Source organism: Allorhizobium paknamense (assembly GCF_030815125.1).
In the GTDB taxonomy this organism is placed as follows: Bacteria; Pseudomonadota; Alphaproteobacteria; order Rhizobiales; family Rhizobiaceae; genus Allorhizobium; species Allorhizobium paknamense.
Window position 1 is genome coordinate 12,653 of record NZ_JAUSWH010000012.1, and the last position, 17,546, is coordinate 30,198.

The 17,546-nt window shown below is 60.3% G+C and carries 14 protein-coding genes, 1 other RNA gene and 1 pseudogene; 8 read left to right on the plus strand and 8 right to left on the minus strand.

Annotated features, from left to right (window positions below):
* Positions 1-76: 76 nt before the first annotated feature.
* Entirely contained in the window at positions 77-2,053 is a 1,977-nt protein-coding gene (tkt, locus tag QO005_RS16810; RefSeq protein WP_307159223.1) for a transketolase, read from the minus strand.
* A 394-nt stretch (positions 2,054-2,447) separates the two neighbouring features.
* On the opposite strand from tkt, the gene QO005_RS16815 reads away from it, so the two are divergent.
* From QO005_RS16815 to QO005_RS16830, 4 genes are all read left to right on the plus strand, one after another.
* On the plus strand, positions 2,448-2,717 hold the full coding sequence (locus tag QO005_RS16815) for a DUF4164 domain-containing protein (protein WP_307159224.1): 270 nt from the start codon (positions 2,448-2,450) through the stop codon (positions 2,715-2,717).
* Positions 2,718-2,751: 34 nt separating this feature from the next.
* Positions 2,752-3,108 carry a cell division protein ZapA gene (locus QO005_RS16820; protein ID WP_307159225.1) on the plus strand — a complete coding sequence of 119 codons (357 nt, stop codon included), beginning with the start codon at positions 2,752-2,754 and terminating at the stop codon, positions 3,106-3,108.
* A 61-nt stretch (positions 3,109-3,169) separates the two neighbouring features.
* A non-coding RNA gene (ssrS, locus tag QO005_RS16825) (6S RNA) lies at positions 3,170-3,328 on the plus strand.
* Between the two features lie 60 nt (positions 3,329-3,388).
* The gene (locus QO005_RS16830) at positions 3,389-4,036 is read left to right on the plus strand and encodes an FMN-binding negative transcriptional regulator (RefSeq protein ID WP_307159226.1); all 648 of its coding nucleotides are present in this window, start codon (positions 3,389-3,391) and stop codon (positions 4,034-4,036) included.
* Between the two features lie 191 nt (positions 4,037-4,227).
* On the opposite strand, the gene QO005_RS16835 is transcribed toward QO005_RS16830, so the two are convergent.
* Together QO005_RS16835 and QO005_RS24285 are read right to left on the minus strand one after the other, a co-directional pair.
* A complete protein-coding gene (locus tag QO005_RS16835) occupies positions 4,228-6,270 on the minus strand; it encodes a methyl-accepting chemotaxis protein (RefSeq protein ID WP_307159227.1) in 2,043 nt (680 codons plus the stop codon).
* 366 nt (positions 6,271-6,636) lie between these two features.
* Positions 6,637-6,750, minus strand: a pseudogene (locus QO005_RS24285) (invasion associated locus B family protein); the annotation flags it as partial.
* 276 nt (positions 6,751-7,026) lie between these two features.
* On the opposite strand from QO005_RS24285, the gene QO005_RS16845 reads away from it, so the two are divergent.
* The 3 genes from QO005_RS16845 (at position 7,027) to QO005_RS16855 (ending at position 9,469) form a co-directional block, all read left to right on the plus strand.
* Entirely contained in the window at positions 7,027-7,620 is a 594-nt protein-coding gene (locus QO005_RS16845; RefSeq protein WP_307159228.1) for a 5-formyltetrahydrofolate cyclo-ligase, read from the plus strand.
* A gap of 83 nt (positions 7,621-7,703) precedes the next feature.
* Complete coding sequence (locus tag QO005_RS16850) at positions 7,704-8,528, plus strand: TIGR00282 family metallophosphoesterase (RefSeq protein ID WP_307159229.1); 825 nt, start codon at positions 7,704-7,706, stop codon at positions 8,526-8,528.
* Positions 8,529-8,632: 104 nt separating this feature from the next.
* The gene (locus QO005_RS16855) at positions 8,633-9,469 is read left to right on the plus strand and encodes an MBL fold metallo-hydrolase (protein ID WP_307159230.1); all 837 of its coding nucleotides are present in this window, start codon (positions 8,633-8,635) and stop codon (positions 9,467-9,469) included.
* A 10-nt stretch (positions 9,470-9,479) separates the two neighbouring features.
* Here the strand turns inward: QO005_RS16855 and QO005_RS16860 are convergent, their stop codons facing one another.
* The gene (locus QO005_RS16860) at positions 9,480-9,983 is read right to left on the minus strand and encodes a pyridoxamine 5'-phosphate oxidase family protein (RefSeq protein WP_307159231.1); all 504 of its coding nucleotides are present in this window, start codon (positions 9,981-9,983) and stop codon (positions 9,480-9,482) included.
* Between the two features lie 336 nt (positions 9,984-10,319).
* Here QO005_RS16860 and QO005_RS16865 point away from each other — a divergent pair, with 336 nt between their 5' ends.
* Complete coding sequence (locus QO005_RS16865) at positions 10,320-11,066, plus strand: YebC/PmpR family DNA-binding transcriptional regulator (RefSeq protein ID WP_307159232.1); 747 nt, start codon at positions 10,320-10,322, stop codon at positions 11,064-11,066.
* 110 nt (positions 11,067-11,176) lie between these two features.
* Here the strand turns inward: QO005_RS16865 and glmM are convergent, their stop codons facing one another.
* From glmM to ybgF, 4 genes are all read right to left on the minus strand, one after another.
* Positions 11,177-12,532 (minus strand): phosphoglucosamine mutase, encoded by a 1,356-nt coding sequence (glmM, locus tag QO005_RS16870; protein WP_307159233.1) that lies wholly within the window; start codon positions 12,530-12,532, stop codon positions 11,177-11,179.
* A gap of 319 nt (positions 12,533-12,851) precedes the next feature.
* Complete coding sequence (ftsH, locus tag QO005_RS16875) at positions 12,852-14,783, minus strand: ATP-dependent zinc metalloprotease FtsH (protein ID WP_307159234.1); 1,932 nt, start codon at positions 14,781-14,783, stop codon at positions 12,852-12,854.
* A 123-nt stretch (positions 14,784-14,906) separates the two neighbouring features.
* Positions 14,907-16,211 (minus strand): tRNA lysidine(34) synthetase TilS, encoded by a 1,305-nt coding sequence (gene tilS / locus QO005_RS16880; RefSeq protein ID WP_307159235.1) that lies wholly within the window; start codon positions 16,209-16,211, stop codon positions 14,907-14,909.
* On the minus strand, positions 16,208-17,176 hold the full coding sequence (ybgF, locus tag QO005_RS16885; RefSeq protein ID WP_307159236.1) for a tol-pal system protein YbgF: 969 nt from the start codon (positions 17,174-17,176) through the stop codon (positions 16,208-16,210). The genes tilS and ybgF overlap by 4 nt, the downstream gene beginning before the upstream one ends.
* Between the last annotated feature and the right edge of the window lie 370 nt (positions 17,177-17,546).

Sequence of the window (17,546 nt, forward strand, 5' to 3'; positions counted from 1 at the left end):
CTCCCGCTCTGAAGCAATTCCTCAAGGCTATATCGGCCTGTGCTCGGAACTGCGAAAAATCCTGGTGAACCGGCGCTCAGGCCAGACGCGCTTCCGCCTTTTCGACGATGGCGTCCACGGTGATGCCGAAATGCTTGTAGAGTTCCTTGTAGGGGCCGGACGCGCCGAAGGAATGCATGCCGACGAATTCGCCGTCGGAGCCGATGATCGCATCCCAGCCCTGACGGATCGCGGCTTCCACGCCGATCTTCACCGGTGCGGTGCCGATTACGGCCTTGCGATAGTCTTCCGGCTGCTCGAAGAACAGATCCATGCACGGCACCGAGACGACGCGGGCGGCAATGCCCTTGGCGGCGAGTGCTTCCTGGGCCTTGACCGCCAGCTCCACTTCCGAGCCGGACGCGAAGATCGACACCTTGGCGTTGTCGCTGGCGACCAGTTCATAGGCACCCTTGGCGCAAAGGTTTTCCGCGACATAGGAGGTGCGAACCGGCATCAGGTTCTGGCGGGTCAGCGCCAGACCCGAGGGACGGTCGGTATGCTCCAGCGCCACCTGCCAGCATTCCGCCGTTTCCGTGGCGTCCGCCGGGCGGAACATCATCAGGTTCGGAATGGCGCGAAGCGCCGCCATCTGCTCCACCGGCTGGTGGGTCGGGCCATCTTCGCCGAGACCGATGGAATCATGCGTCAGCACATGGATGACGCGGATGCCCATCAGCGAGGCAAGGCGGATCGACGGGCGGCAGTAATCCGAGAAGATCAGGAAGCCGCCGGAATAGGGGATGACACCGCCATGCAGCGCCAGACCGTTCATGGCGGCAGCCATGCCGTGTTCGCGGATGCCGTAATGGATGTAGCGGCCCGAGAAATCGGTGGGGGTGATCGAGGCCGTCTGGCTGGTCTTGGTGTTGTTGGACCCCGTCAGGTCGGCGGAGCCGCCAATGGTTTCCGGCACCACGCCGTTGATGACCTCCAGCGCATCCTCGGAGGATTTGCGGGTGGCGAGCGTCGGCTTGGTTTCTGCGAGCTTCTTCTTGTAATCGGCAATGGCGGCGTCGAAACCGGCGGGCAGCTTGCCGTCGAAGCGGCGGGTGAATTCGGCCTTATTCTCCGAAGCGCCCAGCGTCTTTTCCCATTCCGCGCGCAGGCTTGCCCCGCGGCTGCCGGCCTCACGCCAGGCCGAGAGCACGTCTTCCGGCACGGAGAAGGCTTCCGATTCCCAGCCCAGCGCCTTGCGGGTGGCGGCAATTTCGTCTGCGCCCAGCGGCGAGCCGTGCACCTTGTGGGTGCCGGCCTTGTTGGGAGCGCCAAAGCCGATCACTGTCTTGCAGGCGATCATGGTCGGCTTGTCGGAGGTCTTGGCTTCGCGAATGGCGGCGGCAATGGCTTCCGGATCGTGACCGTCCACTGCCAGCGTGTTCCAGCCGGAGGCGCGGAAGCGCGCATGCTGGTCGGTGCTGTCGGCCAGCGAAATCGCGCCATCGATGGAAATGCCGTTATCGTCCCAGAAGACGATGAGCTTGTTGAGCTTGAGATGGCCGGCCAGCGAAATCGCTTCCTGACTGATGCCTTCCATCAGGCAGCCGTCGCCTGCAATCACATAGGTGTAGTGATCCTGCAGGTCCTTGCCGAATTCCTGGGCAAGCTTCTTTTCGGCGAGCGCCATGCCGACCGAGGTGGCAATGCCCTGGCCGAGCGGGCCGGTCGTGGTTTCGATCCCTTCGATATGGCCGTATTCCGGGTGACCGGCGGTCTTTGCACCGAGCTGGCGGAAATTCCTGATGTCATCGATGGTGATGTCATCATAGCCGGTCAGATAGAGCAGCGAATAGAGCAGCATCGAACCATGGCCGGCGGACAGCACGAACCGGTCGCGGTTCGGCCATTTCGTGGCCTTGGGATCGAAGTTCAGGAACTGGGTGAACAGCACCGTCGCGACATCAGCCATGCCCATCGGCATGCCGGGATGGCCGGAATTGGCCTTCTCAACCGCGTCCATGGACAGAAAACGGATCGCATTTGCCATGCGGTTGTGCTTATCGGGAGAGGTCATGACTATTCCGCTTTTTCCGGGTCTCAAGAAGGGACGACCGCCGTCGCGGCGAACGTCGGGAAGCGACCGATCCTTATCAGGTGGAACGGGCAAGTCAATAAAGTGGCGCGCTGTTGAGCGCCCTCAAGGTGATTATTCCTTTTTCTGCCTCATTTCTGGTCATGTTCCCGGCAGTTTTTGCGGGTGAAGCCGATTTGAACGATTGCCGGGCCGGTCGTCCACAAGTGTAGCGCCTTGTAAGGCTTCGCTTTTGTTGACGGGTGTCAGTCTGGACGACTAGTGTCGAAAATAGACAGGGAAACCAGCCCTTGTGATTCCGCCATTCACCATGCTGGCGGCAAGGGGCGCCGGGTTCAGTCCGGTCCCTGATGAAATGGAAAGCCGGGAAGACAGAATGGCGACGGACAGAACGGAAGCCGCGCTCGGCGCATTGAGGCAGGCGATTGCCGGGCTGGAAAACGCGATAGACATGCGCATCGAGCTGCAGCGCAGCCACGGCGAGGTGGAGCATGAGGTGCGCCGCGTCCATGCCGATCGCGCCCGCCTTGCCCAGGAACTCGACCAGTCGCAGTTTCGCGCCAACCGGCTGGAAGAGGTCAATCGGGAAGTGTCGCGGCGGCTGGTGACGGCGATGGAAACCATTCGCGCGGTTCTCGATCGATGATGTTTCGCGCTGAGCAGGGGGCGTAATCGGGCATATGGCACAGGTCACGGTCAATATTGACGGCAAAGCCTATCGGATGGCCTGTGAGGAAGGTCAGCAGGAGCATCTGATCGATCTCGCCACCCAGTTCGACCGCTATGTCGGCCATCTGAAGGCGCAGTTCGGCGAAATCGGAGACCTCAGGCTGACCGTCATGGCCGGAATCATGGTCATGGACGAACTTTCGGAACTGAGGCGGCGGCTGGCCGAGCTGGAAGCGTCCCATTCCGGTGTGGAGGCTCGCGAAGAAACCCTCATGGCGGCCATTGCCGAACTGACCGAACGCATCAATGGCGTGACCCGCAAGCTGACCGCGCGGCCCGATCCTGCCCCTGCCGGACAGGCCGAGTAAAAATTCCGCATTCCACTGCCGGGCCACTGGTTTTTAAGCGGGTTCGGCTTTATATAGAAGATGCGGTCTGCGCCTCTCGACAGGAACTCACAATCCCTGGGGCCATACCCGATCTTGAGGGAGCTGTCCCTGTCCAGGCCCGTGGGCTTGGTCATATGGCGCCCACCTACTTTGTAGGCTCCCAGGATCGTACCTCTCCATCGGTTGCCGTGGATCGCACTCTTTACATTCCTTCAGCGCTCTTCCATGGTTCCCACTCGATTTTCGGGTGAGACTTATCATGTACCAACCTCCGCATTTTCGGATGGCTGAAGAACCGGCGCTTCTGGCCTTCATCGAACAAAATCCGCTTGGTCTTTTGATTTCCTCCGGATCGGCTGGACTGATGGCCAATCCCGTTCCGTTTTTCCTGCGCCGTGGTGATCAGGGGCTCACACTGGTGGCCCATCTGGCGAAAGCCAATCCGCAATGGAAGGCCCTCACCGACGAGGCTGAGATCCTGGTCGTCTTTTCCGGAACGGATCATTACGTCTCTCCCGGCTGGTATGCCACGAAGCAGGAAACCGGAAAGGTCGTTCCCACCTGGAACTATCAACTGGTGCAGGTACGCGGCACGGCGCGCATTCATCAGGAGCCGGAATGGCTGCTGGCGCAGGTCTCGCAACTGACCGGACAATACGAGGATCATCGCGACCAGCCCTGGGCCGTCACCGATGCGCCCGCGCCCTTTGTCGCCGCGCAGCTGAAAGGCATTGTCGGGGTGGAGATTGCCGTCACCGCCATCGAGGGCAAGCTGAAAGCCAGCCAGAACCGCAATGCTGCCGACCAGCAGGGCGTTTTGCAGGGCTTGCGTCAGGAGGAAACCGCCGAGGCTCACGCCATGGCGGAGTTGATGCTGCGTTCGGGCGTTGGAAAAGCCGAAGGGTGAACCTAAAGCCCGTTGCGGCTTATCAGCCTCACGCAACGTGCTTTACCTTCTTGTTTTAACGCATGTCGTCATCGCAAAACCGCTGCACACTTTTGCGCGACATGCTTTAGACGGTAGGATCCTATGCAAGAGGCCCAGACATGCCGGGCCTCTTCTCGTTTCAGTTCTACTTTTCCTGAAAATGCCCGGAATCAAAACTCTTCCCAGTTCGCATCGCTGGCGGCATTCGACGCGCCGCCGCCGAAGGCGCCTGCAAGCTTGCCCATGATGGAACGGGCCGGGGATGCCACGGGCCGGTTCGTCGGTGCCGCAGGCTTGATGCGCGAGGCCGGTTGACGCGGGGCGGGCTTGCTGGCGGGCGTGGCAGGGCTGTGCGAAGCCGGCTGATAGGATGCCGCCGGTGCCGCACCCATGCCCATATCCGCCACCTTGAACTGGCCGATCAGCCCCACGAGGTTCACAGCACTTTCCGCCAGCTTATGGGTGACGGCGGTGGTTTCTTCCACCATGGCGGCATTTTTCTGGGTGAACTGGTCCATCTGGTTCACGGAGGTATTGATTTCCTGAAGCCCCGTGGTCTGCTCCCGCGAGGAACCGGCAATGGCAGAGATGAAGCCATCGATCCGCGAGACCTGTTCGGAAATCGCCTCCAGCGCCTGGCCGGTTTCCCGCACCAGCTTGACGCCGCCAGCCACTTCCTCACCGGATTTGGTGATCAGCGCCTTGATGTCCTTTGCGGCATTGGCCGAGCGCTGCGCCAGTTCGCGCACTTCCTGCGCCACGACGGCAAAGCCCTTGCCGGCTTCACCCGCACGCGCGGCTTCCACGCCTGCATTGAGCGCCAGAAGGTTGGTCTGGAAGGCAATCTCGTCGATGACGTTGATGATCTTGGAGATCTCGCTGGAGGCCTGTTCGATGCGGCCCATGGCCTGCACGGCCTCGGATACGACGCGGCTGGAGCCTTCCGTGTTGACGCGCGCCTCTGCGGCGAGAGCGGACGCTTCCTGGGCGCGGTCGGAGGAGGAGCGAACGGTGCCAGTGATCTGTTCGAGCGCTGCCGAGGTTTCTTCCAGAGACGCTGCCTGCTGCTCCGTGCGGTGGGCAAGATCGCCGGCTGCCGAGCGCATTTCGTTGCCGCTGGCCTCGATGGTCACGGCTTCCTGCCGGAGCCGTGCGAAGGCGGTGCTCAGCGTGGCGACGGACTGGTTGAAATCCTGGCGCAGCGGTTCCAGTTCCGGCGTAAACTGCTGTTCGATCCGGGTTGTCAGGTCGCCGTCGCTCAGCCGGTGCAGGGCTGCGGCCAGCGCATCGGCGCAGTCGCGCAACCGGCGGGCATCTTCGTCCTTTTCCGCTTCCCGGGCAAGGCGCTCTTCCTCGTTCAGGCGGCGGGCCTCGGCAGCCGTACGCTCGAGATCGAGCTTCTCATCGGCGTTCTTGCGGAAGATTTCCAATGCGCGCGCCATGGCGCCAATTTCGTTCTTCAGATCCTGGTCCGGCACCGTGACGCTCTTGCCCTCGGCCAGCGCAACAGCGGTCTGGGTCAGGCGCGGCAGCGGCCGCATGATCCGGCCGGTGATGAAGATCATCAGCAGCGTTGCGACAACGAAGGCGATGGAGGCGGTGATACCGATGGCCCAGGCAAATTCATTGCTCATGCTGGCAATGTCGGCCACTCGCACACCGGCATAGAGAATGCCGAGCACCTTGCCGCCGGACCCCAGGATCGGCTGATAGATGGTGTAATAGGGCGTGTTGAGGATGACGGCCTCACCGCGATAAAGCTGGCCTTTGGCGACGACCGGGAAGACAGCGCCCTTCGGATCGAGCGGCGTGCCCACCGCCCGCTTGCCCTCGGCGGTGATGATATTGGTGGTGCGGCGGATAAAGCCCTGTTTTTCCTCGTCCCAGGTAAAGAGAGTGGCGGTCTGGCCGGTCATGCGGCCGACGCTGTCGATCATGTCATGGGTGGCAAAGCTTGCCGGCAGGCTGTCGGCGGTGATCCTCGCGACATTGCCATCCGCAGCCCAGTCCACCTTCACGCCGGGCACGTCCCGCTCCAGCAGGGTGGCTGCAATGCGCAGGCTGGCATTCTGGCTTTCCAGCGCCTGCCGGGCGATCCTCTCATGGATCAGGGTGGAATTCGTCCAGGCCACTGCCGCAAGACAAACAATCAGGATAAGGCAGGTGGCGGTGGTTACCGTCCCCACCAGCCCGAAACGCGAAAAGATCTTCATCACTGTTGCCCTTAAAATTTTGAGGTTTTTTTATATTTGTATTTGATGAACGTTAAATTTGGGTTTGCGACGGGTGAGGCGTCATTTTCTGTTAAGCTCTGGGTTGAGAAAGCGCTGACTTCTGCCGGGAGGCTCTCAAAAAGATGATAGAAATCAATTTTATTTATTAATTTCGAAAGTGTAGATGTAGTGATTAATGCGTCTTGCAGTTGCTCTCAGGGGAAGGGCGGCGGCTTTCGGCTCCCTGAAGTTTCTGAAAATCCAGCTGCACATTCCAATTTGACACACCCGAAGAGAGCGGCTTTTCTCCCGATGCAAAGCAAAGTTCAATTGGGATATCTCCGGAGCGCTGGCGCTTTGCACTGGTTTTAGAGCGCTTTTCGATCTGATTGAATCAGATCGGCGCTCTAACAATTTATTTTTGAAGCATAATCTTGATCGTCCTCGTTTCACTCCGGTCGGATTATGCTCTAGGGTCAAAACGCAATCAGGATGGGTGTTCTGTTGAACGGGATGGGATTGAATGGCCGCGAACAAGCGCAAGGCAAGGCCCTGAGGCCTTGTCGAGCATTGTTCGCAATCAGGCTGCCCATCCCGCTCAACCCTTCGGGCAAGGCGTATTTTGCGCCTGCGGGCGTCGGAAAGGTTTGAAAATGATCGGCATTTCCTGCACCTTTCCTCCTACTCAGACACAAAATACGCCTTGCAGAACACCCATCCTGATTGAGTTTTGACCCTAGGAGAGGAAGGGCTTTCATGGCCTATGAGACGGCAAAGGCTGCAAAGGAAGCCCTGCGGCGGCAGTGTCTGGCGCGTCGTGACAGTTTGACGCCGGAGGAAAGGCTGAGCTTTTCCACAACCTTGTGCCGGCACGCCCTGGAGGGACTGAGCCTTGCGGCCTCTGACACGATGTCAGGCTATTATCCCATCCGTTCGGAAGCCGATATTCGCCCGCTCTTGGAAAGCCTGCGCCAAGGCGGGCAGGCCATCTGCCTGCCGGTGGTCCTCGATCGGGAAACCATTGCCTTTCGGCTCTGGCCTGTCGGAGCAGAACTGGTCAATACAGGGTTCGGCACGCGCGGCCCGGGGCCGGAACTGGCAGAAGTCGATCCCGATGTGCTGCTGATGCCGCTGGCCGGTTTCGATTGCCAGGGCAATCGCATCGGCTATGGCGCCGGTCATTATGACAGGGCGATTGCGCGGCTGAACGCCAAAGGGCTCAAACCCCGGCTGATCGGCATTGCCTTCGATTGTCAGGAGGTGGAGGCCGTTCCCGCCGAGCCCCATGACGTTCCCCTCGATGCGGTGGTGACGGAAAGCGGCGTCAGGCTTTTGACCTCGCGCTCATGAATGTTTAAAGGAAAGGCCAAGCGAAACTTGAGGCGCGTGGATCAGGTCTGATCCTTGCGCGCCTGTCATGAACGGATCACTGCATGCGGCTGCTTTTTCTGGGGGACATGGTGGGCAAGACGGGCCGGACGGCCGTCTGGGAAAAACTGCCGGGTCTGGTTGCCGATCTGAAACTGGATTTCGTCATCGTCAATGGTGAGAATGCCGCCGGTGGCTTCGGCATTACCGAGGAGATCTTCCTGGAGACCATCAATGCCGGGGCCGATGTGGTGACGACGGGCAATCACGTCTGGGACCAGAAGGAGGCGGTAAGCTTCTGCACCCGCCATGACCAGTTCCTGCGGCCTGCCAATTATCCCGCCGGCACGCCGGGCAAGGGCTCCGGCCTTTATTATGCCCGCAATGGCGCAAGGGTGCTGGTGGCTAATATCATGGGCCGCGTCTTCATGCATCCGGAGCTGGACGATCCCTTCAAGGCGGCGGAGGCCATTCTGGCGGCCTGCCCGTTGAAGGAACAGGCCGACGCCATCGTTTTCGATTTCCATGCCGAAGCGACCAGCGAAAAGCAATGCTTCGGCCATTTCGTCGATGGCCGGGCGAGCCTGGTCGTCGGAACCCACACCCATGTGCCCACTGCCGATCATCAAATCCTGAACGGTGGCACGGCCTATATGTCGGATGCGGGCATGTGCGGCGATTATGACTCCTCCCTCGGCATGGAAAAGGAAGAGCCGCTGAACCGCTTCATTTCCAAAATGCCCAAGGGCCGTTTCGAAGCGGCAAGCGGGCCTGCCACTCTGTGTGGTCTTGGGGTGGAAATTTCCGACAGCACGGGCCTTGCCGAAAAGATCGCGCCGGTGCGCATCGGCCCCCGGCTGGCGGAGACGCTGCCTGCCTTCTGGCAGTGACGGAAACCCGTTAACGGGATTGTGACTGTCGGCCCGATTTTACGACCTTTACGCTAGGGAAGCCTTGGCGCATGCTGATCCCGGCTGAAGGAGCGGGGAGTGGCATGATGCTGCGGAAACTGGCCTTGTCGGTTTTCTGTTCACTCACCTGTGCGGCGATGGCCTCCGCCGCCGATGAGCGTCCGCCCGTCAGCCAATGCCAACTGGTGGCTGAGACATCGCCCGCATTCAGATTTGCAAGTTTCAGATTGCCGGAGCGCTCCAGCCTCCAGTTGGCGAAATTTTCCGAAAACGTCACCATCACCTTTCTCGGTCATTCCACCTTCGAGATTACCACGCCGGAAGGCTTGATCATCGATACCGATTACAGCGGTTGGCTGCGCTCATCGCATGTGCCGGATGTGGTGACGATGAACAAGGCGCATTCCAGCCATTTCACCCTGACGCCCGATCCCGGCATTGGCCACGTGCTGCACGGCTGGAACGACGACCAGCCCGGAGAGCCTGCCCGGCACAATCTTGTGGTCAAGGACGCCTATATCCGAAACGTGCCCACCGATATTCGCAGCTGGGGCGGCGATCTGGAGCCGAATGGCAATTCCATCTTCATCTTCGAAGTTGCGGGCCTGTGCATCGGCCATCTTGGTCATCTGCATTATGAGCTGACGGAGGCGCAATTTGCCGCGATTGGGCGGCTGGATGTGCTGATGGTGCCGGTGGATGGCGGGCTGACCATGGGGGCCGACAGCATGAGCCGCATGGTCAAGCGACTGCGCTCGGCCCTTATCCTGCCCATGCATCGGCGCGGACCGGCGCTGGATCAGTTCATCGGCCTGTTCGGCCCCGGTTTCGACACGCGCTTTGCCAATACCAATGCCGTGACCGTTTCCATGCGCAGCCTGCCGAAAAAGCCGCTCATCCTGGTGCTGAGCGGCTTCTGATCTATTCTCTTCAGGCAAAGTTCAGATGGTGGTGAATCCCTACATCCGGCAGCTTTTCAGGATGCAGATTGGCCTTGGCGATTTCCCAGCCGAAGGTCAGCGGATTGCCGGTAGAGGCCCAGATTTCTGCACTGTCCACATGCAGCGCCAGCATGGTGAGCGCCGGGTCCTTCTTGCCGTCGTGGTACCAGGCCTCGACCACTGAACTCCAGTATTCATCGATCTTGGCGGGGTCGCGCCGCACGTCGATCGCGCCGGACAGGCAGGCATGATAATCGTGATTCTTGCCGACAACGCAGAACATGGCGCGGGTGGCGGGACGGATCGACTGTGTCAGCTCCGTATCGGTGCGGGTGAAAAACCAGATGGTATTGGTGCGCGGATCGCCATAAGGCGCCATCGGCTGCATGTGCATGGTCGATCCTTCGATGCCCAGCATGCCGGCGTGAATATCGCCGATTTCCTTCCAGAGCTGGGTCACGGGCGCTTCGCGGGCTTCCGAAATACTGGCCATTGAGCTTCCTTTCATAAGCTGATTGTCAGCAATGCAACGTGGCGGCGCGCTCATGGTTCCAGATCCACGGATATTGCGCAGAAGAACAGTGCGGGAAGCAGACAGGAGACATATTCGTGCCGGACTGTCCGGCGCCCAGACGGTTCGAGTTTTCGCCAAAACCGGCTTCCACTTTTCGATGACAAACTCTATAAGGGCCGCACTTCAGCAAATAGAACCCATCTTGCGAACACGAGGTTCACCGGGTGGATTCTAACCGTTTGTTTTTCCGCAATTCCGGACGCAAAGCCGTGTGACACTTTGGCTGGAATTGCTCTAGATGATGTCAGGGGTGCCATGGCTGGCCATTCACAGTTTAAAAACATCATGCATCGCAAGGGTCGTCAGGATGCCGTGCGGTCTAAAATGTTCTCCAAGCTGGCGCGCGAAATCACCGTTGCCGCCAAGACGGGGATGCCCGAACCGTCGATGAACCCGCGCCTGCGTCTGGCGATCCAGAACGCCAAGGCCCAGTCCATGCCGAAGGACAATATCGAGCGCGCCATCAAGAAGGCCGCCGGCGGCGATGCGGAGAACTATGATGAAGTTCGCTACGAAGGCTACGGCCCCGGCGGCGTTGCCGTGATCGTCGAGGCGCTGACCGATAACCGCAACCGCACCGCCTCCAACGTGCGCTCCATCTTCTCCAAGGCCGGTGGTGCGCTGGGCGAAACCGGTTCGGTCTCCTTCTCCTTCGACCGCGTCGGCGAAATCGTCTACAAGCCGGAAGTGGGTGACGCCGACAAGGTGATGGAAGCCGCCATCGAGGCCGGTGCCGAAGACGTGGTGAGCGACGAAAACGGCCACACCATTATCTGCGGTTTCGAAGACCTCGGCGAAGTCTCCAAGGCGCTGGAAGCGACACTCGGTGAAGCTGACACCGTCAAGGCCGTCTGGAAGCCGCAGAACACCGTGCCGGTGGATGAGGAAAAGGCGCAGTCGCTGATGAAGCTGATCGAAAACCTCGAAGACGATGACGACGTGCAGAACGTCTATTCCAACTTCGAAGTTTCGGAAGAGGTGATGGCCAAGCTTTCGGCTTGATCTGGAGCCTTTCCAGAAAAAGTGTGAACCGGTTTTCTGTCCGCAAACACTTAAAAAATCTCGGAAATTGAAAAGCCCGGCGCTCTGATAAAGCGCCGGGTTTTTCATGTTTACGCTGCCTCTTCGCGGCTATTGGCAATCACGCCCACCAGATCGTTGACGATCCGCTCGATCTGGCTGCGGTCGTCTCCTTCCGCCATGACGCGGATCAGCGGTTCGGTGCCGGAGGGGCGGATGACCAGACGGCCCCTTTCCGCCAGTTCACTTTCCGCTTCCTTGATGGCCTCGCGCACATAGCTGTTTTCCAGCGGCTTGCCGCCGGAAATCCGCACATTGCGCAGCAATTGCGGCACGGGATCGAAGCGATGGCAGATCTCGCTGACCGTCTTGCCCGTCCGCTTCACAGCCGCCAGAACCTGGAGGGCCGCCACCAGCCCATCGCCGGTGGTGCCGAAATCCGACAGCACGATATGGCCGGACTGCTCGCCGCCGACATTGAAGTCATGGTTGCGCATATGCTCCACCACATAGCGGTCCCCCACCTTGGTGCGGGCCAGCGTCAGGCCCTTGCCGGTGAGAAAGCGCTCCAGCCCGAGATTGGACATGACGGTCGCGACAATGCCGCCACCCTTCAGCGTCTGGTCCTGGGCCCAGCTTTCGGCAATCACCGCCATCAACTGGTCGCCATCGACAATGGCGCCGGTCTCGTCAACGATGATCACGCGGTCGGCATCGCCATCCAGCGCAATACCGATATCGGCCCGCACTTCATGCACCTTCTTCTGCAAGGCAGCGGGATGGGTGGAGCCGCATTCGAGATTGATATTGGTGCCGTTCGGCTCGTTGCCGATGGTCACCACTTCTGCGCCCAGTTCCCAAAGAGCGGTCGGGGCGACCTTATAGGCTGCGCCATTGGCGCAATCGATGGCGATGCGCAAGCCGTTCAGCGTCACGTCCCGCGGCAGGGTGCGCTTGACGAATTCAATATAGCGGTAAATGTCACCATCCACACGCTTGGCGCGGCCGATCTCGTCGGATTTGGCCAGTGGCAGCGGCGCTTCCTGATCGAGCAGGGCTTCGATTTCCGCCTCGATCTCGTCGGAGAGCTTGTAGCCGTCCGGGCCGAACAGCTTGATGCCGTTATCGGCAAAGGGGTTGTGCGAGGCCGAAATCATCACGCCGATATCGGCGCGCAGCGAGCGGGTCAGCATCGCCACCGCAGGCGTCGGGATCGGACCAAGCAGGAAGACATCGAGCCCCGCCGCGGTAAAGCCTGCGACCAGCGCATTTTCCAGCATATAACCGGAAAGGCGGGTATCCTTGCCGATCACGACGCGATGGCGATGGTGGCCCCGCCGGAAAATCGTTCCGACGGCAATCCCCACCTTCATGGCGATATCCGGCGTCATCGGAAACAGATTGGACTGGCCGCGAATACCATCGGTACCGAAATAGCGTCGTGACATGGCGTCTCCTGCATGGTCTTTTTGTTTTTCAGGAAGTCCGTGACTTCCTGAGAGCTACCCCATCGCATGATTTGCGGGGGCTTTCACTTAAATTACCGCGAAAGGTGATTATAAGCCGTTACCGATTTTAAGCATGTTCGGAAAAACCGAGCACAGGTCTTCTTGTCGAAAATAAGCAAAAACAGAGGCTTGGATTGCAAGGCGTTTTCGCGGCCCGCTTGGTGCTGCGCCGCGTGTTAACCATGCTTGCGCGCGAGGTGGGATAAAACGAAACCGCCCGCCAAAAGGCGGGCGGTCATTTTCAACATTAAAAGCGACTTCAATGCGGCTGCGGTTCCAGACCACCCTCGGCTTCGCCGCCCTTGGGCGCGTCTTTCTTGCCGGTGGAGGGCACGGCAGTGCCGCGATTGGAGGGGCCATCCTCGCCGGTGTCGCGAGCAGGCTTTTCGCCTTTCAGCAGCGCCTTGATCTCTTCACCCGACAGGGTCTCATATTCCAGCAGGCCTTCCGCCAGCGCCACGAAGTCATCGTGCTTTTCGCTGAGGATGCGGCGGGCTTCGGAATAGGCTTCGTCAATCAGGCGGCGCACCTCGTTGTCGATCTTCTGGGCGGTCGATTCCGAGACGTTGCGCGTCTGGGAAACTGAGTGACCGAGGAAGACTTCCTGCTGGTTTTCGCCGTAAGCGACCTGTCCGAGCTCGTCGGAAAAGCCCCATTGCGTCACCATGGCGCGGGCCAGCTTCGTGGCCTGTTCGATATCCGAGGAAGCGCCGGAGGTGATGTTTTCCTTGCCGAAGGTCAGTTCTTCCGCCACGCGGCCACCCATCATGATGACGAGACGGGAAACCATCCACTTGTAGCTCATGGAGTAGCGGTCGCCTTCCGGCAATTGCATCACCATGCCAAGCGCCCGGCCACGCGGAATGATCGTCGCCTTGTGCAGCGGATCGGCCACCGGAACGTTGAGCGCGGTGATGGCGTGACCGGCTTCGTGATAGGCGGTCAGCTTCTTTTCGGCCTCGGTCATGGCGGAAGAGCGGCGCTCTGCACCCATCATGATCTTGTCCTTGGCGTCCTCGAATTCCTGCATGGTCACGACGCGCTTGTTGCGGCGGGCAGCCATCAGGGCAGCTTCGTTGACGAGGTTCATCAGGTCCGCACCGGAAAAGCCGGGCGTACCGCGCGCCAGCGTCTTCAGATCGACATTGGGGGCCAGCGGCACATTACGGGCATGGACCTTCAGGATGCGCTCACGGCCAACGATATCCGGATTGGGCACCACGACCTGACGGTCGAAACGGCCCGGACGCAGCAGAGCCGGATCGAGAACGTCAGGGCGGTTGGTGGCTGCGATCAGGATGATGCCCTCATTAGCCTCGAAACCGTCCATCTCGACCAGCAACTGGTTGAGCGTCTGTTCGCGCTCGTCATTGCCGCCGCCAAGACCGGCGCCGCGATGACGGCCCACCGCATCGATTTCATCGATGAAGATGATGCAGGGCGCGTTCTTCTTGGCCTGTTCGAACATGTCGCGCACACGGCTGGCGCCGACACCGACGAACATTTCCACGAAGTCCGAACCGGAAATGGTGAAGAAGGGCACATTGGCCTCACCGGCCACGGAGCGGGCCAGCAGCGTCTTACCGGTGCCGGGAGGGCCGACCAGCAGCACGCCGCGCGGGATCTTGCCGCCCAGGCGCTGGAACTTCTGCGGGTCACGCAGGAATTCGACGATTTCCTCAAGATCCTGCTTGGCTTCGTCCACGCCTGCCACGTCCTCGAAGGTCACGCGGCCATGCGCCTCGGTCAGAAGCTTGGCCTTGGACTTGCCGAAGCCCATCGCGCCGCGCGAGCCACCCTGCATCTGCCGCATGAAGAACAGCCAGACGCCGAGGATCAGCAGCATGGGGAGCAGCGTGCCGAGATAGCTCAGGAAGCCGGAGGAGCCGTCGCTTTCCGGACGGGCGACGATCATGACGTTCTTGGTCTGCAGCTTTTCCAGCAGATTGTCATCGATCACCGGCGCATAGGTCTGGAAGGCGGCGCCGTTTTCGACATAGCTGCCCAGCACGCGGTTGCCGGTTACCGTCACATCGCGCACGCGGCCGGAATCCACCTCGCGCAGGAACTGCGAATAGGGAATCTCACGCGAACTGGTCTGCGACGGCGATGTCTGGAACATGCTGAACAGCGCCACCAGCAGCAAGGCTATGATCGCCCACAGCGCGAGATTTCTGAAATTTGGGTTCATCGAACTCCCCAGGAATGATGCAGGGCGGAAAAATCCGCCTTTTGTTTGCAGTATAACATAGGTTCCTTCATGCGCCTTGCCAAGGCAAAGCGCTCCCGCCGGGTGCTTTTCCGTCAACAAGATCTAAAAAGGTTGTGCCGGAACGATGCCTGCTCCCATAAGTTCCGAGAGTTTTTCCGCCAAAGCCAGGTCAAAACCGGGCAAAAACCGGCAATAAGGGGCTATAATCGGCGAAATTTCCAGATTGTCGGCAGGGTCTGGCTGAGTTTGCCGCGCAAGGGTGATAAGAGAGGCCGGGAGACCCCTCGTGCTTTCCCCGGATTTTTCAGGGGGCTGTTTCGCAGGACCGAGGGATATCGTACTCTTTCCCCAGTTTCGCACCGCGAAACGTCCATCCCAGATACAGCGCTTACCGGGCGCTACGAGGATCGAGGGCAGGCCGCGCTGCTCGCGTGTGATCAGTACTGCGGCTTTGTGGCGGTGGATCAGGCATCGGCCCAGCGTGATACGGCTGCCCGGCGGCTTCTCTCCCAGCGCCATCAACGTCGAGAGCGCCTCCATCCCCGGCCCGTGGGCAAGTCCGCCCAGGGTTGCGACCAGCACGGACAGCATCGGCCTGACGCCCGCTTTATGAAAGGCGCTGGCCTCTACCGCCGCCAGACCGGGGAGGGGAAAGCGCACATGCCGCTCCAGGCAGGCGGCGGCTTGGCGCATCAGCGCCGCCCGTGCCAGCGGTGAAAAGGTCGATGGGTTTTCCGCTGGCTGTTGGCCGAGCCGGATCCGCGCCCGTTCGAAGGCGGGATTGCTATTGCTTGGATCGTCCACCCAGGTCTCGCCAAGCTGTTGGAGAAAAGCGCGCATGTCCTGCCGCGAGGCGTCAAGCAGCGGGCGATAGATCCAGATACGCCGGTCAAACAGCAGATGATCCGCCATGCCGGAGAGGCCCAGCGGCATATCCGCAAGCGGCTCCGGGCCGCGCCGCAGCGCGCGCATGCTGACCGTCTCTGCCTGATCCTCGGCGGTATGGCCGGTGAGAATGGCGTTGGCCCCGATCTCTGCGGCCAGATCGGCCAGAAGCCCATACCGTGCCTCGCGGGCGGCGGCGGAAAGGCCGCTTGAGGGTTTCTCGCCTTCCCAGCGCCGGATATGGTGGGGAATACGATGGCGGGCACAGATTCGGCCGACCGTCTCGGCTTCTGCGCCGGAAGCGGCACGCAGCCCATGATCAATCGTGGCGGCGATCAGTTCGATGGAAGAAAAAGCAGGCTGTGTCAGAAGATGATGCAGCCCAAGCAGCAGGCCGAGCGAATCGCTGCCGCCCGAGACCGCCACCAGCAGCCGGGCAGGGCGGTCGATGCGGGCGAGAAACCGCAGAAGATGCGGCAGGTGAAAGCCCTTTTCCGGCAGAGCGGGGCGCGGGGCGCTCATCCGCAGGCGAGGCGCTTCTGTTCGCTGGCCACTTTCGTCTGCACCGCCTTGGAGGCGTTGGGATAACGCTTGTTCACCTCGCGTAGCGTGGCGCAGGCGGTGTCCTTGTTGTCGAGCGCTGCAAGCGACATGCCGAGCTTCAGCAGCATTTCCGGCGCCTTGGGCGATTTGCCGTAGGACTGATAGGATTTCAGGAAGGTTTCCGCCGCATCCTTGTAGCGTTCCTGGGAATATTGCGCCTCGCCCAGCCAGAAGCTGGCATCGGCGGCCTTGCCGCTCTGGGGATAGCGCGACAGGAAATCCTTGAACTCCCCTTCCGCCGCCTTGTAATCGCCGGAGAGGACATGGCTGTAGGCCACCTGATAAAGATCGTTTTCGCCACCGGTGGAGGCGGTTTTCGTCGGGGCTGCGCCGGGTGCGGCACCGCCACGGCTGGCATTCTGCCCGGCCTGGCCGTTTTGCGTCACGCCCACGGGATTGCCGCTGCTGTCCATCTGAATGGAACCCAGCGTGCTTTCACCGGGCGCTGCCCGGCTGCCGGCACTGGCCTGGCCTGAATCCTCGATGATCTGTCCTACCCCGTCGCCCGAAGGAGCGGCAGGGGTGGAGGCTGGCGGAGCGGGCTGGCGGCTGGCAACAGACGGCTCCGAAGAGCCGCCTGCGTCACTTCTTTTTTTTTCCAGCTCCTGGAATCGGAATTCATTGTCTTCCTGCGTCTTGCGCAGCTGCTCCTGCATTTGCAGCAGCTGATAGCGCATGTCTTCCACCAGACCGTTCAACTGCCGCACCTGTTCTTCCAATTGCTGGATGCGATAGGTGTCGTTGGACTGGATCTGCTGAACCTCGGCGGAAGGCGCGGGGACAGGCGGACGTGAATGTCCGAAGAGGGAGAAGGCGTAACTGCTTGACATAGGCGCAAGGATGGCGGACGCGCCCACGATCCCGGCCAAGACAAGTCTCTTCATCTGTAACGGTTCCTGTTTCTGTGGGTGGGACCTGAGGGCAATTTTCGCGTTTCGAAAAACACGCAAGCCACCCCGGCCTTTGCATCTGCGCATGTCCATGTGGAAAACGGTGAAGTCTTTGCCTGCTCTCCATCCTGAACGTTCCGAGGTTTTGCACTGCAAAACCCGGAGCTTTCAAGAGTTGAACCGTCACTTTCCCGTGTCCGGTCCATGGAAATCAGGCAGTGACGCCGATTTTTCCGCTCCGGATACAAAAAGCAACCGGACTTCGGCCAAACTATGAAGAAAAGGGACGGCTTTGACCGTCCCTTTCTTCTGCAAAGCCTAGAGCATTTCAGTGTTTCACGGAAACACTGAAATGCTCTAACTC